Genomic DNA, 25,484 nt, shown 5'->3' with positions numbered 1-25,484 from the left:
TCAGCCGATTCCGGGGATGAGGGAGATGAGGAGGTCGATGAGCTTGATGCCGACGAACGGGGCGATCAGGCCACCCGCGCCGTACAGGCCCAGATTGCGGCGGAGCATCTTGTCGGCGCTGGCCGGCTTGTACCGGACGCCCTTGAGGGCGAGCGGGACGAGGGCGACGATGATCAGCGCGTTGAAGATGACGGCGGACAGGATCGCGGACTCGGGGGAGGCCAGGCCCATGATGTTGAGCTTGTCCAGGCCCGGGTAGACCACGGCGAACATGGCCGGGATGATCGCGAAGTACTTCGCGACGTCGTTGGCGATGGAGAAGGTCGTGAGCGCGCCTCGGGTGATGAGGAGCTGCTTGCCGATCTCGACGATCTCGATGAGCTTGGTCGGGTTGGAGTCCAAATCCACCATGTTCCCGGCCTCCTTGGCGGCCGAGGTGCCCGTGTTCATCGCCACGCCGACGTCGGCCTGTGCGAGTGCCGGGGCGTCGTTGGTGCCGTCGCCGGTCATCGCGACCAGCTTGCCGCCGGCCTGTTCCCGCTTGATGAGGGCCATCTTGTCCTCGGGAGTGGCCTCGGCGAGGAAGTCGTCGACACCGGCCTCCTCGGCGATCGCCTTGGCCGTCAGCGGGTTGTCACCGGTGATCATGACGGTCTTGATGCCCATGCGGCGCAGCTCGTCGAACCGCTCGCGCATGCCCTCCTTGACGACGTCCTTGAGGTGGATGACACCGAGGACGCGGGCGCCCTCGTCATCCTTGACGGCGACGAGGAGCGGCGTACCGCCTGCTTCCGAGATCTCGTTCGCGAGGAGGTCGGCGTCGTCGGCGACGTCGCCGCCCTGCTCCTCGACCCAGGTGATGACCGAACCGGCCGCGCCCTTGCGGGTCTGCCTGCCGTCGACGTCCACACCGGACATGCGGGTCTGGGCGGTGAAGGCGATCCACTCGGCGTGCCCGAGCTCGCCCTGGTGGCGCTCGCGCAGCCCGTACTTCTCCTTCGCCAGGACGACGATGGAACGGCCCTCGGGGGTCTCGTCGGCCAGCGAGGACAGCTGGGCGGCGTCGGCCAGTTCGGCCTCCGTCGTTCCCTTGACGGGTACGAACTCGGCGGCCTGGCGGTTGCCGAGGGTGATGGTGCCGGTCTTGTCGAGCAGCAGGGTCGACACGTCGCCGGCGGCCTCGACGGCGCGGCCCGACATGGCCAGGACGTTGCGCTGGACCAGGCGGTCCATGCCGGCGATGCCGATCGCGGAGAGCAGGGCGCCGATGGTGGTGGGGATCAGGCACACCAGCAGGGCCGTCAGCACGATCATCGACTGCTCGGCGCCGGCGTGGATCGCGAACGGCTGGAGCGTGACGACCGCGAGCAGGAAGACGATCGTGAGGGACGCGAGGAGGATGTTCAGCGCGATCTCGTTGGGGGTCTTCTGCCGGGCCGCGCCCTCGACCAGGGCGATCATGCGGTCGATGAAGGTCTCACCGGGCTTGGTGGTGATCTTGACGACGATCCGGTCCGACAGGACCTTCGTACCGCCGGTCACCGCGCTGCGGTCGCCGCCGGACTCCCGGATCACCGGAGCGGACTCGCCCGTGATCGCGGACTCGTCGACGGAGGCGACGCCCTCGACGACGTCGCCGTCGCCGGGGATGATGTCGCCGGCCTCGCAGACCACCAGGTCGCCGATCCTCAGATCGGTGCCCGGGACCTGCTCCTCACCGAGGCCGTCCTTGGTGAGGCGGCGGGCGACGGAGTCGGTCTTGGCCTTGCGCAGGGTGTCCGCCTGGGCCTTGCCGCGGCCCTCGGCGACGGCCTCGGCGAGGTTGGCGAAGATCGTGGTCAGCCACAGCCAGGCGGTGATCGCCCAGCCGAACCAGTCCGTCGGGTCCTTGACGGCCAGCACGGTCGTCACGACCGAGCCGACGAGGACCACGAACATGACCGGAGACTTGATCATGATCCGCGGGTCGAGCTTCTTCACCGCATCCGGGAAGGACTTGACCAGCTGCTTGGGGTCGAACAGGCCCCCGCCGACACGGCCGGCAGGCGGCCTGTGGGCGGTGGGCAGGTCCTCGTGCCGGGCACGGGTCGGAGTGGCGGTGCTCATGATGCGAGCCCTTCGGCGAGCGGCCCCAGCGCGAGGGCGGGGAAGTAGGTCAGACCGGTGACGATGAGGATCGTGCCGACGAGGAGGCCCGTGTAGAGCGGCTTGTCGGTACGGAGCGTGCCTGCCGTCTCGGGGACGGGCTTCTGCTCGGCGAGGGAGCCGGCCAGCGCGAGGACGAACACCATCGGCAGGAAGCGGCCGAGCAGCATGGCGATGCCGATCGTGGTGTTGTACCACTGGGTGTCGGCGTTGAGGCCGGCGAAGGCGGAGCCGTTGTTGTTGGCGCCCGAGGTGTAGGCGTACAGGACCTCGGAGAACCCGTGCGCGCCCGAGTTCAGCATCGAGTGCGGCGGGGTCGGCAGCGCCATGGCCGCGGCGGTGAAGCCGAGGACCAGGGCCGGGGTGATGAGGATGTAGCAGGCCGCGAACTTGATCTCGCGGGTGCCGATCTTCTTGCCCAGGTACTCGGGGGTGCGGCCGACCATCAGGCCGGCGATGAAGACCGCGATGACCGCCATGACCAGCATGCCGTAGAGGCCGGAGCCGACACCGCCGGGGGCGATCTCGCCGAGCTGCATGCCCAGCAGCTGGATGCCGCCGCCCAGGCCGGTGTAGGAGGAGTGGAAGGAGTTGACGGCGCCGGTCGAGGTCAGCGTGGTGGCGACCGAGAAGATCGCCGAGCCGGCGATCCCGAAGCGGGTCTCCTTGCCCTCCATCGCGCCGCCGGCAACGGCGAAGGCCGGGCCGTGGTGGGCGAACTCGGTCCACATCATCAGTGCGGTGAAGCCGAGCCAGACGGTGGCCATCGTGGCGAGGATCGCGTAGCCCTGGCGCAGGCTTCCGACCATGCGGCCGAAGGTGCGGGTCAGCGCGAACGGGATGACGAGGATCAGGAAGACCTCGAAGAGGTTGGAGAAGGGGGTCGGGTTCTCGAAGGGATGGGCGGAGTTGGCGTTGAAGTACCCGCCGCCGTTCGTGCCGAGCTCCTTGATGACCTCCTGCGAGGCGACGGCACCGCCGTTCCACTGCTGGGTGCCGCCCGTGAACCGGCCGACCTCGTGGATGCCGGCGAAGTTCTGGAGGGCGCCGCAGGCGACCAGAATGATCGCGCCGACCACGGCGATCGGCAGCAGGATGCGGACGGTGCCGCGGACCAGGTCGGCCCAGAAGTTGCCCAGCTCACCGGTGCGGGACCGGGCGAAGCCCCGTACGAGGGCGACGGCGACGGCCATGCCGACCGCCGCCGAGACGAAGTTCTGCACCGCCAGGCCGCCGGTCTGCACGACGTGGCCCATGGCCTGCTCGCCGTAGTACGACTGCCAGTTGGTGTTGGCCACGAAGGATGCGGCGGTGTTGAAGGCCTGGTCCGGGTCGATGGCCCGGAAGCCGAGCGAGCCGGGCAGGACGCCCTGGGCGCGCTGCAGGGCGTAGAGGAAGAGCACGCTGACCGCGGAGAAGGCGAGGACGCCGCGCAGGTAGGCGGGCCAGCGCATCTCGGCGGACGGATTGGCGCCGATGGCCTTGTAGATCCACTTCTCCGCCTTGTAGTGCTTCTCGGAGGAGTAGACGCGGGCCATGTGGTCGCCCAGGGGGCGGTAGGCCAGCGCGAGCGCGGCGATCAGCGCGAGGAGCTGGAGCACACCAGCGAGAACGGGACTCATCGGTGGCTAGAACCTCTCCGGCTTGACGAGGGCGAGGACGAGGTAGCCCAGCAGGGCGACGGCCACGACGAGGCCGACGGCGTTCTCGGCGTTCACAGCTTGGTCACCCCCTTGGCGATGAGAGCCACCAGCGCGAACACCGCGGCCGTGGTGACGACGAAGGCCAGATCGGCCATCGCGAGCTCCTGAGTGAAGTGGGAAGCAATGAATCGGCCAGATGGCCGATGACGAGACAACCGTGTCTTCGTCCCGGCGTTGAGCCTCCTTGACGGTGTCCATACGGGAGCACGGGAACTCTTAACGGCCCTCATACGGCACGGGACGGAAAGGGCCCGGGCGGGCGTATGGACACCACGTCGAGAACCCTGGCGATCGCCGCGCTCCTCACGGTGCTGGTGGCCTCGTACCGGCAGGTCATCGCCGCCTTCCCGGACGGCGGCGGCTCGTCCGCCGTCGCCAGGCGCCATCATCGTCGGCTCGATCCTCGCCATGGTCGTCCTCGGGCTCCTCCGTGACGGCCCCGTCAGCACCGCGTCCGCCGCCGGGCACGCCTCCGCCCTCGGCGAGGGCGCGACCACCGTGGGCGTGCTCCTGCTGGTGAAGGCCTTCGCCGCGGGCTGTTCCGCCCCGACCGGCGTCGAGGCCGTCGCCAACGCCGTCCCCTCCTTCCGGGCCCCGGCACAGCCTGGGTGATCAGGCGGAGGGGGGATTGCCGTAGTAGGCGTTCGGGCCGTGCTTGCGGGTGAAGTGTCGGTCCAGGACGTGCTGCGGGGGTTCGACCGTGCCCAGGGCGATGGTGTGGAGGGCCATCTCGGCCACCGCCTCGCAGATGATGGCGTGCTCCAGGGAGGCGGCGGCGTCGGTGCCCCAGGTGAAGGGGCCGTGGTGGGCGACGAGGGCACCGGGGACTTCCTCGGCCCGGGTGTCGTCACGGTCCAGCAGGTCCACGATGACCTGGCCGGTGTTGTACTCGTAGTCCGTCGCGCACTGCTGGGGGGTGAGGGGCGCGGTGACGGGGACGGGACCGTTGAAGGTGTCCGCGTGGGTGGTGCCGAGCACCGGTATCGGGCGCCGGGCCTGGGCGAAGGCGACGGCGTGGGTGGAGTGCGTGTGGGTCACGCCCCCGATGGAGGGGAAGGCGAGGTAGAGGCTGCGGTGCGTCTCGGTGTCGGTGGAGGGTCGCAGGTGGCCTTCGACGACGCTGCCGTCGGACAGGGAGACGACGACCAGGTCCTCCTCGCTCAGTACGTCGTAGGCCACTCCCGAGGGCTTGATGACGAAGACGCCGGCTTGCCGGTCCACACCGCTCACGTTGCCCCAGGTGAGGGTGGCCAGGCCGGCTCGGGGGATGCGGAGGTTGGCCTCCCATACCTGTCGGCGCAGTTCACTGGAAACGGCGGTGCTCACGGTGGGCTCCGTCCTGGTGCGAGGGGAGGTGTGCACGGCGCCCTGCGGGGCGGGTGCGGCGGCGCGGCTGCTCACAGGCTCTGGGCCAGACGGTGGTAGGCCTGGTTCCAGCGCAGCTCGTGCGTGAAGCGCCGGACGGTGGTGTCCTCGTCGATGACGGCGAGTTCGGTACGGAGCATCCCGGCGAGGTCATCGAGCTCCTCGCCGCCGAGAGCGGTGGTCAGGACGGTGTGGTGGGGTGCTCCGGCCGTCAGCCAGGCCTCGGTGGACGTGCGCAGGTCGGGGCGGGGACGCCAGACGGCGCGTGCGACGGGGAGCCGGGGCAGCGGCTCGGGCGGGGCGACGACGTCGACGTGGTTGGCGACGAGGCGGAACCTGTCGCCCATGTCCGCGAGACCGACGACGACCGCCGGACCGGGGTCGGCGTCGAAGACGAGGCGGACCGGGTCTTCCCGCCCGCCGATGCCGAGCGGGTGGATCTCACAGGTGGGCGTGGCCGTCGTGAGGGAGGGGCAGACCTCCAGCATGTGGGCGCCGAGGACGAGCTCCTGGCCGGGCGTGAGGTCGTAGGTGTAGTCCTCCATGAAGGAGGTGCCGCCGGGCCGGCCGTGGGCCATCGTCTTCAGCGTGTGCAGCAGGGCGGCGGTCTTCCAGTCGCCTTCGCCGCCGAAACCGTAGCCGTCGGCCATCAGGCGCTGCACGGCGAGCCCCGGAAGCTGGCGCAGGCCGCCGAGATCCTGGAAGTTGGTGGTGAAGGCGCGGAACCCGCCCTCCGTGAGGAAGGCGCGCAGACCGGCTTCGATACGGGCGGCGTAGCGCAGGGACGCGTGGCGCTCGCCGCCCGGCCGCAGCTCGGGCACGAGGGCGTAGAGGTCCTGGTACTCCTCGACGAGGGCGGCCACGGTGTCTTCGGGGGCGGCGTCGACCGCCGCGACGAGGTCGTTGACGCCGTAGGTGTTGACCGAGACGCCGAACCGGAGTTGCGCCTCGACCTTGTCGCCTTCGGTGACGGCGACGTCGCGCATGTTGTCGCCGAAGCGGGCGAGTTTGAGGGTGGCCAGTCCGGCGCGTCCGACGGCGGCGCGGGCCCATCCGGCGATGCGGTCGACGACGTCGGGGGCGCAGACGTGGCCGGCCACGGTCTTGCGCGGTACACCGAGGCGGGTCTGGACGAAGCCGAACTCGCGGTCGCCGTGCGCCGCCTGGTTCAGGTTCATGAAGTCCATGTCGATGGTGGACCAGGGCAGTTGGCGGTTGGCCTGGGTGTGAAGGTGCAGCAGGGGCTTGCTCAGCGCGTCGAGGCCGGCGATCCACATCTTGGCCGGGGAGAAGGTGTGCATCCAGGCGATCAGGCCGATGCAGCGGTCGTCGGCGTTGGCCTCCAGGCAGACCGCCCGGATGGCGGCCGCGTCGGTGAGGACGGGCTTCCACACGAGGCGGACGGTCATCTCGGGCCGGGAGGCGAGGACGTAGCAGATGGCGCGGGACTGGTCGGCGACCTGGGCGAGGGTGTCCTCGCCGTAGAGGGACTGGCTGCCGGTGAGAAACCAGATCTCGCGGTCGGGCCGGGCGGGCGTCATGTCGGGTGTGCTCCTCGGAGGTGCTCGGACGGAGAGGTCGGGCCGATGGAGGCGGGGGGCGGGTGGTGCCCCGGTCAGCGGGCGGTGGCGCGGCGTGCGGTGTTGCGGATGCGGCGCAGGCGGTGCAGCAGGAGGTCCGGGCCGGTGCCGAAGTGGTCGTGCAGGGCGCGGTATTCGCCGAACAGGGCGTCGTAGGCGTCCGCGCGTGCGGCGTCCGGGACGTACGCGTGGCGCTGGACGCTTCCCATGGCGGAGGCGGCGGAGCGGACGTCGGGGTAGGCGCCCGCGGCGACGGCGGCGTGAATGGCCGAGCCGAGCGCCGGCCCCTGGTCGGAGGTGCCGAGGGATACGGGGCGGCGGAGCACGTCGGCGTGGATCTGCATGAGCAGTGCGTTCTTCTTCAGGCCGCCGGTGACGATGAACTCCTCGACGGGGAGCCCGGCGCCCTCGAAGTTCTCGACGATCATGCGGGTGCCGTAGGCGGTGGACTCGAGCAGGGCCCGGTAGACCTCTTCGGGCCGGGTGTCGAGGGTGAGGCCGGCGATGACTCCGGAGAGGTGGTGGTCGGCCAGGGGGGAGCGGTTGCCGTTCATCCAGTCCAGGGCGACCAGACCGTGCGCGCCGACCGGGCCGGCCGCGGCCTTGCGGGTCAGGAGCTGGTGGAGGTCCTCGCCGGATGCCGCCGCCTCGGCGCGGTAGTGGTCCGGGACGCCCTGCCGGAGCCACCAGGCGAAGATGTCGCCGACCGCGCTCTGGCCGGCCTCGTAGCCGTAGGCGCCCTCGACGATGCCGCCGTCGACGACCCCGCAGATGCCGGGGACCTCGGCGAGGACGGCGCCGTTGAGGACGTGGCAGGTGGAGGTGCCCATGATGGCGAGCATCCGCCCGTTCTCGACGGCGCCTGCCGCGGGCGCGGCCACGTGGGCGTCGACGTTGCCGACGGCGACGGCGATGCCCTCGGGGAGGCCGGTCCAGTGGGCGGCCCGCGCGCTCAGTGCGCCGGCCCGGGACCCCAGGGGTGACAGCGGGTGCTCCAGGCGCGTGGCGGGGAAGTCGGCGAAGTCCGGGTGGAGTCGGGCCAGGAAGCCGGGCGAGGGGTAGGAGCCGTCCTGGTGGATGCCCTTGTAGCCGGCGGTACAGGTGTTGCGGGACTCGGCGCCGGTCAGCTGCCAGACGATCCAGTCGGCCGCCTCGATCCAGCGGGCGCAGGCGGCGTAGACGGCGCGGTCCTCTTCCAGGACTTGCAGGGCTTTGGCGTACTGCCATTCGGACGAGATCCTGCCACCGTACCGTGCGATCCACTTCTCGCCGCGGGAGTGGGCGAGGGCGTTGATGCGGTCGGCCTGCCCCTGGGCGGCGTGGTGCTTCCACAGTTTGGGCCAGGCGTGCGGGCGGTCGGCCCACTCGGGGACCAGGGCGAGCGGGGTGCCGTCCGGGGTGGTCGGCAGGACCGTGCAGGCGGTGAAGTCGGTGGCGATGCCGATGACGCGGCCGGGGTCGATGCCTGCGCCGGCGACCGCCGCAGGAACGGCGGTGCGCAGGACGTCGCGCCAGTCCTCCGGGTGCTGCAGGGCCCAGTCGGGGGGCAGGGGCGCGCCGGTGGAGGGAAGGCGGTCCTCGATGACGGCGTGGCGGTACTCGTGGACCGACGAACCGAGTTCGGCGCCGTCCCGGACCCTGACCACGACGGCGCGCCCGGAGAGGGTGCCGAAATCGACTCCGACGGTGCAGGCCTCCGGGTGGTGACGGGCCGTGGGGGCGGAAAGCGCGTGTGTGGTCACGGTGCGGTCTCTCTCGTCAGGAGCAGGAGTCGGAGAAGCCCTCTGATTGTTAACGCTCACAATTCTGTTGGACAAGAGCTGGGGACAGTTCTTGTCCAGCTTCGGGCAAGGAACGGGGCCGCCTCTGATGCGTGCGTACGCCGACCGCCCGGCCGCAGGGGTGCGCCGGTGGCCGCGGCGTCCGGTGCGGTGCCCTGCACGGCGGAGGGTCACGGCTCGTACCGGCACCGGCACCGGCACCGGCACCGGCACCGGCACCGGCGGATCGGCGGCCGCGCGCCGCCGGACGCCGGACGGCCGGCGGGAGGCCCGCCGGCGGCGGTCGGAAGGCGGTGGCGAGAGCCGCCGCGTGCGTCAGTCCTCGCCGGGAGGGCGCGTGCTCGCGCGCATGATGAGCTGCGGTTCCACGAGGAGGTGCTCGGCCTTCCGGACGCGCCCCTCGATGTGGTCGACCAGGAGTCCGATGCTCCGGCGCCCGATGGCGGCGAAGTCCTGGCGGACCGTGGTCAGGGGTGGGGGGAAGTACTCGGCTTCGGGGATGTCGTCGAAGCCGGCGACGGCCACCTGTCCGGGAGTGCGGATCCCCGCCTCGCGAAGGGCCCGCAGGACGCCGAGGGCCATCTGGTCGTTGGCGACGAAGACGGCGGTGACCGGTGTCGCTCCCCGACGGGCCAGGGCGAGCCCGGCGAGCTCCTGTCCCGCCCGGTACCCGGACAGCGGGCTCCAGTCGCCCGTCAGCACGCGCGGAGGCGTGATGCCGCCCTCCTGCAGGACCGCGCGCCATCCGGCGGTGCGGGCCTCGCTCTCCAACCAGTCGTCGGGGCCGGCCACGTGCCAGACGGTGCTGTGCCCGGCGGCGAGCAGGTGCTCCGTGGCCATGCGGGCCCCGAGCTCCTGGTCGAGGGAGACGCCGGGCAGGTCGAGCTGATGGCCGCCCTCCACGGTGACCACGGGGAAGGGTGCGTCCAGTTCGGCGAGCGCCTGCACGTGCGAGCGCTGCGGGGTGATGGCGACGACGCCCTCCACCCCCCAGGACGCGAGGTGGTCCACGGCGCCCTTGAGGCCCTGTCCCTCGCCGGTGCGCAGACTGACGGTGGAGACGAGGTAGCCCTGCTCCCGGGCCGCCTCCTGCAGGCCGGTCAGGGTGCTTGCGGGTCCGTACAGGGCGGTGTTGACGGCGATGACGCCCAGCGTCCTCGTCCTGCGCGTCACCAGCGCGCGTGCGGCGGAGTTGCGGCGGTATCCCAGCCGCTCGATGGCCTGGGTGACCTGTTCCCGGGTGGCCGCGCGGACGTTGGGGTGGCCGCTCAGCACCCGGGAGACGGTCTGGTGGGAGACCCCCGCCTCGCGCGCGACGTCGGCCATCGTCGGCGGGCGGACGTCTTCGGTGGGATGCGCCACGTTTGCCTCCCTTCTTCCTGCTCACGGCTGTACATCGGTGCGAGAGAACCTTAGCGCCTTTCGCCTCACATCATTGTGAACGCTAACAATCGGCTCGGCCAGAGCGTGGACGCCGTGGCCACCCCGCCGGAACGGCGACCTCCCAGCTGGTCCACAGGACACGTCAGCGCGCCGGGCGGGATCCGCCGAAGAGCCGTTGGAGGAGGATGAAGACGAACAGCAGGCCGCCGATGACGATGCGCGTCCACCACGAGCTGAGCGTGCCCTGGAAGCTGATGACGGTCTGGATCAGGCCGAGGACCGCCACGCCCAGGGCGGTGCCGAGGACGAAACCGTAGCCCCCGGTCAGCAGCGTCCCTCCGATGACGACGGCCGCGATGGCGTCCAGTTCCATGCCGACGGCGTGCAGGGCGTAGCCGGACAGCATGTAGAAGGTCAGCAGCAGACCGCCGAGGGCGGAGCACAGGCCGCTCACGGCGTACACCGCGATCTTGGCCCGTCCCACGGGCAGGCCCATAAGGCGGGCCGAGGACTCGCTGCCGCCGATGGCGTGGACGGTGCGGCCGAAGCGGGTGTGGTGGAGGACGACGAAGGCGAGCGCCAGCACGACCAGGGCGACGACCGCCGCGGGTGAGACGAACAGCCCCCCGGGCAGGAGCACCCGTGTCTGGGCGATCCGCGTGGTCGTCGGGTCGGTGAGGGAGATGGACTCGGTGCTGATCGTGTAGCAGAGGCCGCGGGCGAGGAACATGCCCGCGAGGGTGACGATGAAGGGCTGTATCCCGAAGGTGTGGATCACCCAGCCCATCAGTGCGCCGCCTCCCGCTCCCACCAGCAGGACCAGCGGCACCACCAGGGCGAGCGGTACGCCGTTCCGTTCGACGAGCCATGCGGTCAGCATGGTCGACAAGGCCACCACGGAGCCGACCGAGAGGTCGATTCCGCCGGTGAGGATGACGAACGTCATGCCGATCGCCACGACGAGCAGGAAGCCGTTGTCGATCAGGACGTTGAGCAGGACCTGCCCGGAGAAGAAGCCCTCGTAGTGCACGGAGCCGATCGAGAACATGGCGATCAGCAGGGCGGCCGTGACCATGAGCGGCAGACGGGCGGCATGCCGCACCGGGAACCGCTGCAACGGCCTGCTGAGGGAGCTGGGGGTGGTGCTCACGGGTGGACCTCCTGCTGGCGGACTCCTGCGTCGCCGACCGCGGGGGCCGAGGCGGCGGGGCGGCGGCGGCGGGGGAGTCGCGCGCGGAACGCGGGCGACTGGACGAGGCACACGACGATGACCACCAGGGCCTTGAAGACGAGGGTGGTCTCCGGCGGCACGCCGAGGGTGTAGATCGTGGTCGAGAGCGTCTGGATGATCAGCGCGCCCAGGACCGTCCCGCCGAGGGAGAAGCGGCCGCCGGTGAGGGCGGTGCCGCCGATGACCACGGCGAGGATCGCGTCCAACTCGACCCACAGGCCCGCGTTGTTGCCGTCGGCGCTGGACACGTTGGAGCTGATCATCAGGCCGGCCACCGCGGCGCACACGGCGCTGACGACGTAGACCGTGACCAGGAGGCCGGACGCCCTGACGCCCACGAGTCGGCTCGCGACCGGATTGCCGCCCACCGATTCGATGAGCATGCCGAGCGCGGTCCGCCGGACGACGAGGGAGGTGACGGCGACGACGGCCGCGGCCAGCAGGACGGCGAAGGGGAGGGTGAGCCAGTAGCCGCCGCCGATCATCTTGTAGGCGCTGCTGGACACGCTGATGATCTGGCCGTCGGTGATCAGCTGGGCCACGCCGCGCCCGGCGACCATGAGCACGAGCGTGGCGACGATGGGCTGGACGCCCAGCCGGGCGACGAGGAAGCCGTTCAGCAGTCCGATGGCTGCGGCCACGCCGACCGCCACCGTGATCGCCGACATGACGGTGGGCAGGGTTCCGGGGCTCTTCGCGCCGGCGATGTGCTCGCATGCGAGGGCGCCGGCGATGGCGACCGTCGAGCCGACCGAGAGGTCGATGCCCCGGGTGGCTATGACCAGCGTCATGCCGAGCGACACCAGGATCAGAGGGGCGCCGAACTGGAGGATGTCGATCAGGCTGCCGTACAGGTGTCCGTTCCGGACGCGGACGGCGAAGAAGTCATGGCTGGACGCGACGTTGGCGAGCAGCAGGGCGGCCAGCACGGCGGCGGGCCAGAACAGGCGGTGGCCGGTGAGCTGCCGGACGAGGGGCGCTCCGGCCGGACGCCCCCCGGCGGCGGTGTCGGCAGACGGTGTCATGAGACGGCTCCGGTGGCGATGGTGCCCAGGATCCGATCGGGCGTCAGGGCCGGGTCGTTGCGCAGGGCGGCGACGAGTCGGTGGTCGCGCAGGACCCCCACGCGGTGGCTCAGCCGCAGCACCTCCTCGATTTCGGCGGAGATGAAGACGACCGCGGTGCCTGCCGCGGCCAGGCGGGTGACCAGCTTCTGGATCTCCGTCTTGGCGCCGATGTCGATGCCCCGGGTGGGTTCGTCCAGGATCAGCAGCTCCGGGTCGGTGAGGAGCCACCGGGCGAGCAGGACCTTCTGCTGGTTGCCTCCGCTGAGATCGCGGACCTGGACCTCGGGGTTGGCCGGACGGATGTCGAGGACCTCGGTCCACCGGGCGGCGATCTCGTCCTGTCGGGCGCGCGAGAGGGGCTTGGTCCAGCCACGGGCGGCCTGGAGGGCGAGGACGATGTTCTCGCGGACCGTGAGCTCGGGGATCAGGCCCTCTTCCTTGCGGTTCTCCGAACAGAAGGCGATCCTGCGGGCGATCGCGGCCCGTGGAGAGCGCAGGTCGGCACGGGCGCCGTCGATCCGGAGCTCTCCTGCGTCGGCGTGGTCGGCTCCGAAGAGCAGCCGAGCCGCCTCGGTCCGTCCGGAGCCGAGGAGTCCGGCCAGGCCGATGACCTCGCCTCGGTGGACGTCCAGGTCGAAGGGCTGGACGGCACCGGACCGGGCGAGCCCGCGGGCGCTGAGGAAGGGGGTTTCGGCGGGAACGGGGGCGGCGGTGCCGGTGCGGGAGGTCTGTGCGAGTGCGTCGAGGGTGCGGAGTTCGCTGCCGACCATGTGGTGCACGAGGCTGACGGGCGTCAGCTGGTCGATCCGGTACTCGCCTTCGAGGCGGCCGTTGCGCAGGACGGTCACCCGGTCGCACAGGTCGAAGACCTGGTCGAGGAAGTGGGTGACGAAGAGGATCGCGACGCCCCGGTCGCGCAGCCGGCGCACCAGGGCGAAGAGCTGGGCGACCTCGTCCCGGTCGAGGCTGGAGGTGGGCTCGTCGAGGATCAGGACCTTGGCCTCGATGTCCACGGCGCGTGCGATCGCGACCAGTTGCCGGACGGCGAGGGACTGCGCGCTCAGCGGCTGGCGGACGTCGAGGTCGAGTTCCAGTTCGGTGATGAGGCGTGCCGCGCGTTCGCGGAGGGCCGACCAGTGGATCAGTCCCAGGCGCCGGGGCTCACGGCCGATGAGGACGTTCTCGGCGACCGAGAGGTTCGGGCACAGGTTCACCTCCTGGTAGACCGTGCTGACTCCGGCGTGCTGGGCATCCAGGGGCGCGGTGAACCGCCGGGGGCTGCCGTCGACGGAGACGGTTCCCGCGTCGGGTGCGTGGACCCCGGTAAGCACCTTGATGAGGGTCGACTTGCCGGCGCCGTTCTCGCCCATCAGCGCGTGCACCTCGCCGGGGAAGAGGCGCAGGTCCACGTCGTCGAGGGCGAGGACGCCGGGGAAGGCCTTGCGGATGCCGCGGGCTTCCAGGGCCGGTCGGCCGGTGGGGGTGGGCGTGCGGGGGGTGGGTGGGGCTGCCATCCGCCCTCCTCTCCTGAGGGAAGGGGCGGCGCGAGGGCCGCCCCGGTCTGCTGCGGGCGGGAGGTCAGTACTGGCGGCCGGGCAGGGCTGCCGCGGCCTGGTCCTGGGTGAAGACGCCCTCCTTGACCTCGACCCGTGGCGGGACGCTCTCGCCCGCCGCGACCTTCTTGGCGAGTTCCATGAGCTGGTCGCCGAGGAGCGGGTTGCACTCGACCACCACGTTGATCTTCTTCTCCTGCATGGCGACGAAGGCGTCCTTGATGCCGTCGACGGATATCACCTTGATGTCGGTGCCCGGCTTCTTGCCGGCCTCTTCGATGGCCTGGATGGCGCCCAGGGCCATGTCGTCGTTGTGGGCGTACAGGACGTCGATGTCCTTGTGGGACTTGAGGAAGGCCTGCATGACCTCCTTGCCCTTGGCGCGGGTGAAGTCCCCGGTCTGGGAGTCGACGACCTTGAACTTGGGGTCGCCCTTGATGGCCTCGGCGAAGCCCGCCTTGCGGTCGTTGGCGGGGGCGGAGCCGGTGGTGCCCTGGAGCTCGACGACGTTGACCGGCTCGGAGCTTCCCGCGTACTCCTTCACGAGCCACTTGCCGGCCTCCTGGCCCTCCTTGGTGAAGTCGGAGCCGAGGAAGGTCCGGTAGAGGGAGGTGTCCTGGGAGTCGACGGCGCGGTCGGTGAGGATCACCGGGATTCCGGCGTTCTTGGCCTCCTTCAGGACGGTGTCCCAGCCGGACTCGACCACCGGCGAGAAGGCGATGACGTCCACTTTCTGCTGGATGAAGGTGCGGATCGCCTTGATCTGGTTCTCCTGCTTCTGCTGCGCGTCGGAGAACTTCAGCGTGACGCCGGCCTTCTCGGCCGCCTCGCGTACCGACTTGGTGTTGGCGGTGCGCCAGCCGCTCTCGGCTCCCACCTGGGCGAACCCGAGCACCAGCTTGCCGTCGGAGGAGCCTTTGCCGGTGCTTCCGGCGCTGCCGGGGCCGCTGGTGGGCGCGGGCGCGGTGGTGCAGGCGGTCAGCACACTGCCGGCCAGGGCGGTGGCGGCGATGATGCGGAGGGCTCTGTGGGCCATGTCGTGGATCCTCTCGGGACGTGCGTCGTACCAGGCGGAGCCCCTGGGGGCGATGGGTCCGGTGAAGGCGGCGGTGCGGAGGGGGTGGAGACGGGGCGGAGACGGCGGAGGCAGAGTGAAGCGTCGGCCCCGACGGGTGGCGGCCGACGAATGCGAGACATTGTGAGCGCTAACAGACTGGTAACTCAAGGGTTGTTGTGACTGTTATCCGTTCTTGATGAGAGGGGCGACGGGGGACACTGTGAGCGCTAACACCCGCTTGCCGTGCGGGAGCGGGCCCCTCCCCGCCGCCAGGGGCCCCGGTCGCCGGCCCGAGGCAGGGGCTTTGGTCGCACACCTTTGCGGACGTTAGGGTCTGACGCCGTGACGAGGAGGGTGGGAATGGGGCTCATGGACGCGGACCACGCGCCGCTGGTCGTGGCGGCGCAGGCCGGGGACGACCGGGCACGTGAAGAGCTGATCGCCGCCTACCTGCCGTTGATCTACAACATCGTCCGACGCTCGCTGAGCGCACAGGCCGACGTCGACGACGTGGTCCAGGAAACGCTGTTGCGCGTGGTGCGCGACCTGCCTGACCTGCGGGCGCCCGACAGCTTCCGCTCCTGGCTGGTGTCGATCACGCTCCGCCGGATACACACCCATTGGAACCGGCAACGGGCCTTCGCCGACCGGACCGCCCTCATCGACGAGGCACTCCACATCCCGGATGCCCGCCCCGAACCCGAGGACGCGACGATCCTGCGGCTCCACGTGTCGGACGAGCGCCGCCGGATCGCGGAAGCCGGCCGGTGGCTCGACCCGGACCACCGGGTGCTGCTGTCGCTGTGGTGGCAGGAGCACGCCGGACTGCTGAGCCGTGAGGACATGGCCGCCGCGACGGGCCTCACGGTCGCCCACGTCGGAGTGCGCCTGCAACGCATGCGCGAGCAGTTGGACCTGAGCCGGACGATCGTCGCCGCGCTGGAGGCCCACCCGCGCTGCCCGCAACTGGGGGAGACCGTCGCCGGCTGGGACGGTCTGCCTGCATCGGTGTGGCGGAAGCGGATCGCGCGGCACACCCGCGACTGCCCGGTCTGCACGGCGACGACGGCGAGCCGGGTCCCTGCCGAGCTCCTGCTCCTCAGCCTCGCACCCCTGGCCGTCCCCGCCGGACTCATCGCCGCGCTGACCGCCAAGGGACTGCTGTCGGGTTCGGCGGCGAGCGCCGCCGGGACGGCCATGGTCCCCGTCGCCGCCGGCACGGCGACGGGCGGAGGCGGTCTGCACGGCGCACTGACCGGCACACTCCACGCCGTGACCGCTCATCCGCTGGCGAGCCTCGCCGCCGGCGCGGTGCTCATCACGGGTGCCGCCACCTACTCAGCCTGGCCGGAACCGGCGCCCCGGGCGCCCGGCGCCACCGCCGCTCCCGCGGTCGGCAGTCCCACGCCGATCCCGTCGAGCACCCCCACGTCGGCCGGACCGTCGGCGAGTCCGTCCGCCGTCGCAGGCACGGTTCCGCTGGGCGCACGATCACTGGAGTCCGTGGACGAACCCGCCCTGTACCTGACGTATGCGGGCGACTTCGCGACGCTGGGCCGGGTCTCCGAATCCAGCAGCGCGCAGACGCGGCAGCGCGTCACGTTCACGGTGGTCCAGGGGCTGGCCGACACAGACTGCGTCACCTTCCGTGCGGCCGACGGCCGTTACCTGCGCCACCACTACCTGCGGCTGCGGCTCAGCACCGACGACGGCAGCGAACTGTTCCGGAAGGACGCCACCTTCTGTCCGCGGCCCGGGGCGGTCGCGGGGTCGGTGACCCTGCACTCCCACAACTACCCCGGATCGGTCATCCGCCACCGCGACGGCGGCATCTGGCTCGACGGCTCCGACGGCACCAAAGCCTTCGACGGCCAGGCCTCCTTCGTCGTCCGCAAGGCCTGGTCCTGAGAACCGCTCCTTGAGCACGGCGGACCGAGCCGCGCCGTGAAGCCGGTGGGGCCGCACCCGGCTCAGGCACCGCGCAGTTCAGCACCCGGCAGTGAGCCGCCCGCGTGCCGCGGCCGCATCCGGAGCCGACCCGCATGCGTCGACGGGTGCCCCGCCCGACCGGACGGCCTGGAGACCGGGCACGGCAACCGCCCACCGGTCCCGTGGGAGACGCCGCTGCCGAGCAGGGCGGCCTCCCCTTCCACGGGGACGGCCGGACCGCGGGGCGCGGCGTAACACTTTCTGCCTGCGAGATGCATCACGGGGCGATCGCCGGGGTGGCGCCACATTTCTGTTACGCGGCCTCGCGTTCGGAAGCCTCCACTTCGTGGGGTGTCCTTCCGCTGCTCACCATGCGAGCCGACGTGAGGGGTCCCCCGCTTTCCCCGTCGGCACATTCAGCGAAGAAAGCGCCCCCCATGACGCGACATACCCGTGAACGCCGGGCGACCGGTACGCAGGATCGGCGCCCCCTCCTGCACCACACCCGCCCCGCGGCGGACCGGGCCGCAACGGCCGGTGCACGCACGAGCACGGAACCCAAGGCGCCCCGAGACCCCCGAGGAGCATCATGAAGGGCCTGCACCGGCGCGGTCGGCGTCGCCGGACACTGACGATCGGACTGTCGGCCGCGGCGCTGGTGGCCGGTGTCATGACGCTCCTGCCCGGATCTGCCGGAGCCGCAACACCCCTCGGTACGCAGGCGGCGCCCTCGGGCAGGTACTTCGGCACCGCCGTGGCCGCCGGCAGGCTCGGCGACGGGAGGTACGCCGCCATCCTGGACCGGGAGTTCAACATGATCACCCCGGAAAACGAGATGAAGTGGGACGCCGTCGAACCGTCCCGCGGCAGGTTCACCTTCGGCCCGGCCGACCAGATCGTCGGCCATGCCGCGGCGCACGGCCAGCGCCTGCGCGGCCACACCGCGGTCTGGCACTCGCAGCTCCCGTCCTGGGTCAGCTCGATCGGCGACCCGACCACGCTGCGCGCTGTGATGAACAACCACATCACCACCTTGATGACCCGCTACCAGGGCAAGATCCACTCTTGGGACGTGGTCAACGAGGCGTTCGCCGACGGCTCCACCCAGCACCGCAGCTCGGTGTTCCAGAACGTGCTGGGCAACGGCTTCATCGAGGAGGCGTTCCGCACCGCCCGGGCGGCCGACTCCTCTGCCAAGCTCTGCTACAACGACTACAACATCGAGAACTGGTCCGACGCCAAGACGCAGGGCGTCTACAGCATGGTCAAGGACTTCAGGGCGCGTGGCGTGCCGATCGACTGCGTCGGGTTCCAGAGCCACTTCGGCGCCGGCGGCCCCCCGGCGAGCTTCCGGACCACCCTGGCCAACTTCGCCGCCCTGGGCGTCGACGTGCAGATCACCGAGCTGGACATCGCCCAGGCGTCGCCGACCCACTACGCCGACACGGTCAAGGCCTGCCTGTCCGTGGCCCGGTGCACCGGCATCACGGTATGGGGCATCCGTGACGGCGACTCCTGGCGCCGAGGCGAAAACCCTCTGCTGTTCGACAACAACGGCAACCCCAAGGCCGCCTACACCGCCGTCGTGAACGCCCTCAAGACGGCCCCCGACACCACCGGAAGCGGAACCAGTACGGGCGCGATCAAGGGCGTCGCCTCCGGCCGCTGTGTCGACATCGACCATTCCAGCACCGTCAACGGCACCCAGGCGCAGCTGTGGGACTGCCACGGGGGAACCAACCAGCGCTGGACCCACACCTCCGGCAAGCAGCTGATGATCTACGGCAGCAAGTGCCTGGACACCAGGGACGGGGGCACCGGCAACGGCACCGCGGTGGTCATCGAGGACTGCAACGGCGGCGTCAGCCAGCAGTGGAACATCAACACCAACGGCACGATCGCCCAGGTCGGGTCCGGGCTGTGCCTCGACGCCGTCGGCGCGGCCACCGCCAACCGCACCAAGATCCAGTTGTACGCCTGCTGGTCCGGCGGCAACCAGAAGTGGACCGGCCTGTCCGCGACGTCGACCCCGACGGCGCCCGCGCCGACGGGCGGCACGTGTGCCCTTCCGTCGACGTACCGGTGGACGTCGACGGGTGCGCTGGCACAGCCGGCGAACGGGTGGGCCTCCCTCAAGGACTTCACCCACGTGACGTACAACGGCAAGCACCTGGTCTACGGGTCGAACTTCTCGGGATCCTCGTACGGCTCCATGATGTTCGGCCCCTTCACGAACTGGTCGGACATGGCGTCGGCCGGCCAGTCCGGCATGAGCCAGCCCGCGGTGGCCCCCACGCTGTTCTACTTCGCACCCAAGAAGATCTGGGTGCTGGCGTACCAGTGGGGTCCGTGGCCGTTCGTCTACCGCACGTCGAGCGACCCGGCCAACCCGAACGGCTGGTCCGCGCCGCAGCCGCTGTTCACCGGAAGCATCCCCCGCACCGATTCCCCCACCGGTCCGATCGACCAGACCCTGATCGCCGACGACCAGAACATGTACCTGTTCTTCGCCGGTGACAACGGCAAGATCTACCGGGCGAGCATGCCGATCGGAAACTTCCCGGGCAACTTCGGCTCCTCGTACACGACGGTCATGAGCGACACGCCCGACAACCTGTTCGAGGCGCCGCAGGTCTACAAGGTCCAGGGCCGGAACCAGTACCTCATGATCGTCGAGGCGAGAGGTGCGAAGCAGGCGCGCTACTTCCGCTCGTTCACGGCCTCCAGCCTGAGCGGTGCGTGGACCCTGCAGGCCGGCAGCGAAAGCAACCCCTTCGCGGGCAAGGCGAACAGCGGTGCCACCTGGACCGACGACATCAGCCACGGCGACCTGGTCCGCGACAACCCCGACCAGACCATGACCATCGACCCCTGCAACCTGCGGTTCCTCTACCAGGGCAAGTCCCCCGCCGCGGGCGGCCCCTACGACCGACTGCCGTACCGGCCGGGTCTCCTCACCCTGCAGCGCTGACCTGCCCGACCCACGGTGATATGCAAGGAGAACAACCCCCCATGAACAACCCCACGAACATCGGGCGGCGCGGGCGTCACCGCCGCCGCTGGGCCGGGACCGGACTGCTGCTCGGGGTGCCCGCCGTCGTCGTGCCGTACCTCCTCTTCGTGCAGGACGACTCGCAGGCCGCGACGGTCGACGGCAACGCCTACTACCGGCTGGTTTCGGTCCGCAGCGGCAAGGCGCTGGACGTCAACGCCTTCTCGACCGCCGACGGAGCCCGCATCCAGCAGTGGACCGACCAGAACACCGCCAACCAGCAGTGGAAGCTGCGACCCACCGGGGACGGCTACTACGAGCTGGTGAACCGCAACAGCGGCAAAGTGCTCGGCGTGGCGGGCGATCCGAGTGCCCAGGCGGCCGCCGCAGAGCAGCAGACCGACAGCTCCTCCACCTCCCAGGAATGGCGGATCGACGACGTGAGCGGTTCCGACGCCGTCGTCCTGACCTCCCGCAGGAGCGGCCAGGTCCTGGACGTCTCCGGTGGCTCCACGGCCGATGGCGCGGCAGTCATCCAGTACCGCGGCCACGGCGGCACCAACCAGCAGTGGAAGCTGGTGAAGGCGGCCGAGGGCCACGCGCCCGGATCCGGACCGTACACATGGCGAAACGCCCAGGTGGTGGGCGGCGGCTACGTCACCGGGCTGGTGTTCAACCCGCGGGAGAAGGGCCTGCTGTACGCGCGCACCGACATGGGCGGCGCCTACCGCTGGGACACCGGGGCCGAGCAGTGGATCCCGCTGACCGACTGGCTCGGCGAGAAGGACTGGAACCTGCTGGGCGTCGACGCGCTGGCCACCGATCCGGTCCAACCCGACCGGCTCTACCTCGCCACCGGCACCTACACCAACAACTGGGCCGGCAACGGCGCGATCCTGCGCTCCCAGGACCGCGGCCGCACCTGGCAGCGCACGGACCTGCCCTTCAAGCTGGGCGGCAACGAGGACGGCCGCGGGGCGGGCGAACGGCTGGCGGTCAACCCGGCGGACAACGGCACCCTGCTGCTGGGCACCCGCAAGAACGGCCTGTGGCGCAGCACCGACCACGGCGCGACGTGGAGCCAGGTCTCCTCGTTCCCCGTCAAGGACGGGGCGAGCAGCGGCGCGGGCATCTCCTTCGTGGCGTACGGCCCGGCCGGCAGCAAGACGGTCTACGTCGGCGTGGCCGACAGGTCCACCTCCCTCTACCGCTCCACCGACGGCGGCAGCACCTGGCAGGCCGTTCCCGGGCAGCCCACCGGACAGATGCCGCAGCACGGCGTGCTCTCCGGTGACGGCTCCCTGTACCTGACGTACACCGACGCACTCGGACCCAACGGCGTGACGGCGGGATCGGTCTGGAAGTACGCACCGGCCGGCGGAACGTGGAAGAACGTCTCCCCGTCCCAGGGCGGCTACGGGTTCTCCGGCCTGGCCGTCGACCCGCGCCGGCCGTCCACGGTGATGGTCACCACCCTCGACCGCTGGTGGCCCGAGGACGAGATCTACCGCACCACCGACGGCGGCACGACGTGGAAGGCGCTGTCCGACAAGTCGGTGCGGGACGCCTCCGCCGCTCCGTACGTGGGCACCGGCACCGGGCACTGGATGACCGCCCTGGCCATCGACCCCTTCGACTCCGGGCACGTGCTGTACGGCACCGGCAACGGCATCTGGCGCAGCAAGGACGCCAACGCCACCGACAGCGGCGGCACCAGCCACTGGACCGCGGGGGCGCGGGGCCTCGAGGAGACCGCACTGATGGACGCGATCGCCCCGCCCGGCGGTGCCGCTGTCGTCACCGCCATGGGCGACCAAGGCGGTTTCCGCCACGACGACCTGAACAAGGTCCCGGCCGGGCGACTGAGCAATCCGGTGATGGCCAACAGCACGGACATCGACTTCGCCCAGTCCGTGCCCTCGATGATGGTCCGCGTCGGCCACGGCGGCGCGCAGGACGGCGCCTACTCCACCGACGGCGGCATCAGTTGGAGCGGCTTCAAGGCCGAGCCGGTGGCCGGTGCCCGGGACGGCCGCGTCGCGCTCGCGGCCGACGGCTCGACCATCGTCTGGACCCAGGCCGGCCAGACCCCGTACCGCTCGACCGACAAGGGGGCGAGCTGGTCGAAGGTCAGCGGCCTGGGCGCCGACGCCGTCGTCGTCGCCGACCGCTCCTCGGCCGGCACCTTCTACTCCCTGTTCCGCGGCACGCTGTACGCCAGCACCGACGGCGGGGCGACCTTCACCGCCCGGGCGACCGGTCTGCCCTCGGGCCGGCTCATGGCCGTCCCCGGCACCGCCGGAGACCTGTGGATCGCCGACGGCGGCCAGGGGTTGCTGCACTCCACCGACGGGGGCCGCACCTTCACCCCGATCACCGCGGTGAAGTCGGCCTCCGCCCTCGGCTTCGGCAAGGCCGCACCGGGCGCCTCCTACCAGGCCCTGTACCTGATCGGCACCGTCAAGGACGTCAACGGCGTCTTCCGCTCCACCGACAAGGGCGCCACCTGGCTCCGCGTCAACGACGACGCCCACCAGTGGGGCGGCATCGGCGGCACCGGCGTCATCACCGGCGACCCCGACGTTTTCGGCCGGGTGTACGTCGGCACCAACGGGCGAGGACTCCAGTACGGCGACCCGTCCTGACCCTGACGCCGTGCGGGGCCGCAGGCTCAACGGCCTGCGGCCCCGCACGGCCGAGGGCCTCGGCCCTGACGGCATCTTGACGCCGTGGCCGGGACTCTGACGGTGCATGGGCGCCCGCCCCACCGATAAGGTGAAGGCGGTGTGCCGGGAAGCCTGGTCGGCGTCGCGTGACCGCATGGTCCGCGTCGACTCGGGCGACAACGAAGCCGAACTCGTGGAAACGATCAGGTGGCCGGCATGAGCGACGGGAAGATGATGGAACGGAAGCACGGGACGCGGTGGGGGGTCGCGATCTGGGCCGTGTCGGTGCTGACCGCGCTCGTCGCCATGCCCTGGGCCGCGAGTGACCGGCTGCCGGAGCGGCTGGCCACGCACTGGAGCGCCGGCTCCGGCGGACCGGACGGCTCGATGCCCCTGTGGGCAGCCGCATTCCTTCCCGGTGCGATCTGGGTGGTCCTCGTGCTGCTGGCCGTCGTGCCGGCGCGGTGGAGCGACGGGCCGGCCTCACGTCCTGCGACACGGGGTTGGGCCGTGGCCGGTCTCCTGTCCGGGGGTGTCTTCCTCGCAGGTGCGCAGACGTCCATTGTCCGGGCGAACCTGGATCACGCGGACTGGCGACAGGCCGATCCGGTGAGCGTGGGGGCCGTGGTGGCCTTCGGGGTGGCGGCGGCTTTGGCGGGGCTGACCGGATGGGCGGTGACCCGCCGCGGTCGGGCGGTGGCGACACCGGGCGCGGGGGCGAGCGGGCCGAGTACGGAGGACACCGGCGCCTGAGCCCGGCGGACGCACGGCACCCGTTCCCGGGGGACGCCGCGCCGGCCGGCCGAGCGCGGGCAAGACCGGAACGGGTGGGGCAGCGCGGAGCCGGGCGCCCGCCGTCGACCCCCGCCGACTCGGCCGCCCGGACCCGCTCGACGCGCCGGTCCGTGACCGGCGTCCTACGCTCGGTGCATGCGACGCCGCCCCCTGCACATGTCTGCCGAGGCCAAGGACGCCCTGCGCACCGCGCTGGAGGAACTCCGCGCGGAGCTGAAGGTCCCCCTGAGATTCCCCAAGCGCGTACTCAAAGCGGCCGAGAGGGCCGCTGACGAGGCGCGCCTGCCCGACAAGGACGCCACCCACCTGCCGTTCTTCACGATCGACCCGCCGACCTCGAAGGACCTCGACCAGGCCATGCACCTGGAACGGCGGCCCGGGGGCGGCTACCGGGTGTACTACGCCATCGCGGACGTGGCGACCTTCGTCAGACCGGGCAGCCCCCTGGACATCGAGGCGCACGACCGGGTCGAGACGCTGTACTTCCCCGACCTCAAGGTGCCCCTGCACCCGCCCGTCCTCTCCGAGGACAAGGCCAGCCTGCTGCCGAACGAGAAGCGTCCCGCCCTGCTGTGGCAGCACGACCTCGACGCGCACGGCAACCTGACCGACTCGTCCGTGAGCCGGGCCGTGATCTGCAGCCAGGTCCGGTTCGACTACGCGGGCGCCCAGCAGGCCATCGAGAACGGCACGGCCCCGGACTCCCTCGCCCTGCTGCGCGAGGTCGGCGAGCTGCGGCAGGCCGTCGAGGTCGCGCGCGGCGGCATCTCGGTGAACCTGCCGGACCAGGAGGTCACCCTCGCGGACGGATCGTTCCGGCTGCGCTACGTGCCGGCGCTGCCGGTCGAGGGCTGGAACGAGCAGATCTCGCTCATGACCGGGATGTCCGCGGCCCAGATCATGCTCGACACCGGTACCGGCATCCTGCGGACCCAGAGGGAGCAGGGCGACCAGAACGTGGTCAAGCGCCTGCACGACATCGCGAAGGCCCTGGGCATCGACTGGCGGCCCGGCATCTCGTACGCGACGCTGGTCCGCAAGCTCGACCCCCGCAACCAGCAGCACATGGCCTTCCTCAGCGAGGCCACGAGCACGATGCTCAAGGCGGAGTACACCGTCTTCCGCGACCACCAGAAGCCGGCGAACACCATGCACGCGGCGATCGCGGCCCCGTACGCCCATTGCACGGCTCCGCTGCGGCGCCTGGTCGACCGGTACACCGGTGAGCTGTGCGTGGCGGCGTGCGCGGACAAGCCCGCGCCGAACTGGGTGCTCGACGCCCTGGCCTGCATCCCGTGCGACACCGCACGGGGGAAGGGCGGCCTGGCGGACCGGCAGACCGTGGACCTGGCCGAGGCCGCGGTGCTCAAGGACCGCGTGGGCGAGGTGTTCGACGCGGCGGTCATCGACACCGACGCGGAACGGGGCAGGCCGCGCGAGGGCAAGGTGTTCCTGGCCGACCCCGCCGTCCTGGCCAAGGTCGTCTCGACCGACGGCCTGGACCTCCAGCTGGGATCCACCGTCAGGGCGAGGCTCAAGCGGGCGGACCCCGCCGCGGAGGAGGACAAGGTCCTCTTCACCGTGCCGTAGGGCTGTCCGCCCCAAGATCGGCTCACGCGTACCGCTCGACGCTCCTGGCCTGGCCGTGACACCTGTCTCGCACGGTGACCGGCCTCCGCCCGCCCGGCCGGCTCAGCCGAGGGCGCCGAGGAGTTCGTTGCACGTCTGCTCGCAGGAGCGGCAGGCGTCGGCGCAGATCCGGCAGTGCTCGTGCAGGTCCGCGTGGGAGGCGCATTCGTCGCCGCAGGCCTTGCACACCATGGCGCATGCCCGGAGGATCGCCCGGGCGATGTCGGCGTCGTAGCCGGTGTGCCGGGAGAGTACGGCGGCCGTGGCGGTGCAGATGTCAGCGCAGTCCATGTCCGTACGGATGCACTTGGTGAGGTCGCCCACCATCCCCTCGGAGAGACAGGCATCCGCACACGCGGTACACGCCTGGGCACAGGCGATGCACTCCTCGATGCACCGGGTGAGCTTGCTCCGGTCGATGTCGCCGAGGTCTCGGGGGTAGGTGGCGAGCATGTCCCTGACGACGGTCATCGCCCCTCGCCTCCTCGTCTTCCGGGGAGGCCGGCGGGCCGGACGGCTCCGCGTGTTCGGCCCCCGGTACCTGTCGGCCTTACCGCTGAGGGCGCACCCAAACGCGGCCGGGGCGCGTGGTGCGGGGCGCCTCTGCC

17 protein-coding genes and 1 pseudogene are annotated in these 25,484 nt (G+C 71.1%); 6 read left to right on the top strand and 12 right to left on the bottom strand.

The features are described from left to right. The 3 genes from kdpB to kdpF are packed head-to-tail and all read right to left on the bottom strand — an operon-like array spanning position 1 to position 3,863. Positions 1-2,106: a potassium-transporting ATPase subunit KdpB gene (kdpB, locus tag AB0953_RS03965; RefSeq protein ID WP_366857801.1), complete on the bottom strand. Its 2,106-nt coding sequence runs from the start codon at positions 2,104-2,106 to the stop codon at positions 1-3. Then, positions 2,103-3,767 (bottom strand): potassium-transporting ATPase subunit KdpA, encoded by a 1,665-nt coding sequence (kdpA, locus tag AB0953_RS03960; protein WP_366857800.1) that lies wholly within the window; start codon positions 3,765-3,767, stop codon positions 2,103-2,105. Before kdpA ends, kdpB begins: the two co-directional genes overlap by 4 nt. 6 nt (positions 3,768-3,773) lie before the next feature. Next, entirely contained in the window at positions 3,774-3,863 is a 90-nt protein-coding gene (gene kdpF / locus AB0953_RS03955; protein WP_366857799.1) for a K(+)-transporting ATPase subunit F, read from the bottom strand. 266 nt (positions 3,864-4,129) lie between these two features. Here kdpF and AB0953_RS03950 point away from each other — a divergent pair. Beyond that, positions 4,130-4,445: pseudogene (locus tag AB0953_RS03950) on the top strand (amino acid permease); the annotation flags it as partial. Between the two features lie 15 nt (positions 4,446-4,460). Here the strand turns inward: AB0953_RS03950 and araD are convergent. The 8 genes from araD to AB0953_RS03910 all read right to left on the bottom strand — a co-directional run bounded on the left by araD (position 4,461) and on the right by AB0953_RS03910 (position 14,844). Continuing rightward, a complete protein-coding gene (araD, locus tag AB0953_RS03945; protein WP_366857798.1) occupies positions 4,461-5,174 on the bottom strand; it encodes an L-ribulose-5-phosphate 4-epimerase AraD in 714 nt (237 codons plus the stop codon). A gap of 71 nt (positions 5,175-5,245) precedes the next feature. Continuing rightward, complete coding sequence (gene araA / locus AB0953_RS03940; protein ID WP_366857797.1) at positions 5,246-6,754, bottom strand: L-arabinose isomerase; 1,509 nt, start codon at positions 6,752-6,754, stop codon at positions 5,246-5,248. Between the two features lie 74 nt (positions 6,755-6,828). Then, positions 6,829-8,535: a ribulokinase gene (gene araB, locus AB0953_RS03935; protein WP_366857796.1), complete on the bottom strand. Its 1,707-nt coding sequence runs from the start codon at positions 8,533-8,535 to the stop codon at positions 6,829-6,831. Positions 8,536-8,889: 354 nt separating this feature from the next. After that, positions 8,890-9,900 (bottom strand): LacI family DNA-binding transcriptional regulator, encoded by a 1,011-nt coding sequence (locus AB0953_RS03930; RefSeq protein WP_366858162.1) that lies wholly within the window; start codon positions 9,898-9,900, stop codon positions 8,890-8,892. 199 nt (positions 9,901-10,099) lie between these two features. Further along, positions 10,100-11,059, bottom strand: a complete 960-nt coding sequence (yjfF, locus tag AB0953_RS03925; protein WP_366858161.1) for a galactofuranose ABC transporter, permease protein YjfF — start codon at positions 11,057-11,059, stop codon at positions 10,100-10,102. 44 nt (positions 11,060-11,103) lie between these two features. Further along, positions 11,104-12,213: an ABC transporter permease gene (locus AB0953_RS03920; protein ID WP_366857795.1), complete on the bottom strand. Its 1,110-nt coding sequence runs from the start codon at positions 12,211-12,213 to the stop codon at positions 11,104-11,106. Next, complete coding sequence (locus tag AB0953_RS03915) at positions 12,210-13,769, bottom strand: sugar ABC transporter ATP-binding protein (RefSeq protein ID WP_366857794.1); 1,560 nt, start codon at positions 13,767-13,769, stop codon at positions 12,210-12,212. Before AB0953_RS03915 ends, AB0953_RS03920 begins: the two co-directional genes overlap by 4 nt. 64 nt (positions 13,770-13,833) lie before the next feature. After that, positions 13,834-14,844 carry an ABC transporter substrate-binding protein gene (locus AB0953_RS03910; RefSeq protein ID WP_366857793.1) on the bottom strand — a complete coding sequence of 337 codons (1,011 nt, stop codon included), beginning with the start codon at positions 14,842-14,844 and terminating at the stop codon, positions 13,834-13,836. Between the two features lie 381 nt (positions 14,845-15,225). Between AB0953_RS03910 and AB0953_RS03905 the strand changes: the two genes are divergently transcribed. The 5 genes from AB0953_RS03905 (at position 15,226) to AB0953_RS03885 (ending at position 24,837) form a co-directional block, all read left to right on the top strand. Then, entirely contained in the window at positions 15,226-16,773 is a 1,548-nt protein-coding gene (locus tag AB0953_RS03905; protein ID WP_366857792.1) for a sigma-70 family RNA polymerase sigma factor, read from the top strand. A 610-nt stretch (positions 16,774-17,383) separates the two neighbouring features. Beyond that, entirely contained in the window at positions 17,384-19,765 is a 2,382-nt protein-coding gene (locus tag AB0953_RS03900; protein WP_366857791.1) for a non-reducing end alpha-L-arabinofuranosidase family hydrolase, read from the top strand. 41 nt (positions 19,766-19,806) lie between these two features. Beyond that, complete coding sequence (locus AB0953_RS03895; RefSeq protein WP_366857790.1) at positions 19,807-22,431, top strand: RICIN domain-containing protein; 2,625 nt, start codon at positions 19,807-19,809, stop codon at positions 22,429-22,431. 237 nt (positions 22,432-22,668) lie between these two features. Further along, entirely contained in the window at positions 22,669-23,205 is a 537-nt protein-coding gene (locus AB0953_RS03890) for a DUF1648 domain-containing protein (protein WP_366857789.1), read from the top strand. A 177-nt stretch (positions 23,206-23,382) separates the two neighbouring features. Continuing rightward, positions 23,383-24,837 (top strand): RNB domain-containing ribonuclease, encoded by a 1,455-nt coding sequence (locus AB0953_RS03885; RefSeq protein WP_366857788.1) that lies wholly within the window; start codon positions 23,383-23,385, stop codon positions 24,835-24,837. A gap of 102 nt (positions 24,838-24,939) precedes the next feature. On the opposite strand, the gene AB0953_RS03880 is transcribed toward AB0953_RS03885, so the two are convergent. After that, positions 24,940-25,347: a four-helix bundle copper-binding protein gene (locus tag AB0953_RS03880; protein WP_366857787.1), complete on the bottom strand. Its 408-nt coding sequence runs from the start codon at positions 25,345-25,347 to the stop codon at positions 24,940-24,942. Positions 25,348-25,484 lie beyond the last annotated feature (137 nt).

The organism is Streptomyces sp. NPDC046866 (genome assembly GCF_040704625.1).
In the GTDB taxonomy this organism is placed as follows: domain Bacteria; phylum Actinomycetota; class Actinomycetes; order Streptomycetales; family Streptomycetaceae; genus Streptomyces.
Note: the sequence above shows the minus strand (reverse complement) of the source record. Positions and strands in the feature narration are given on the sequence as shown.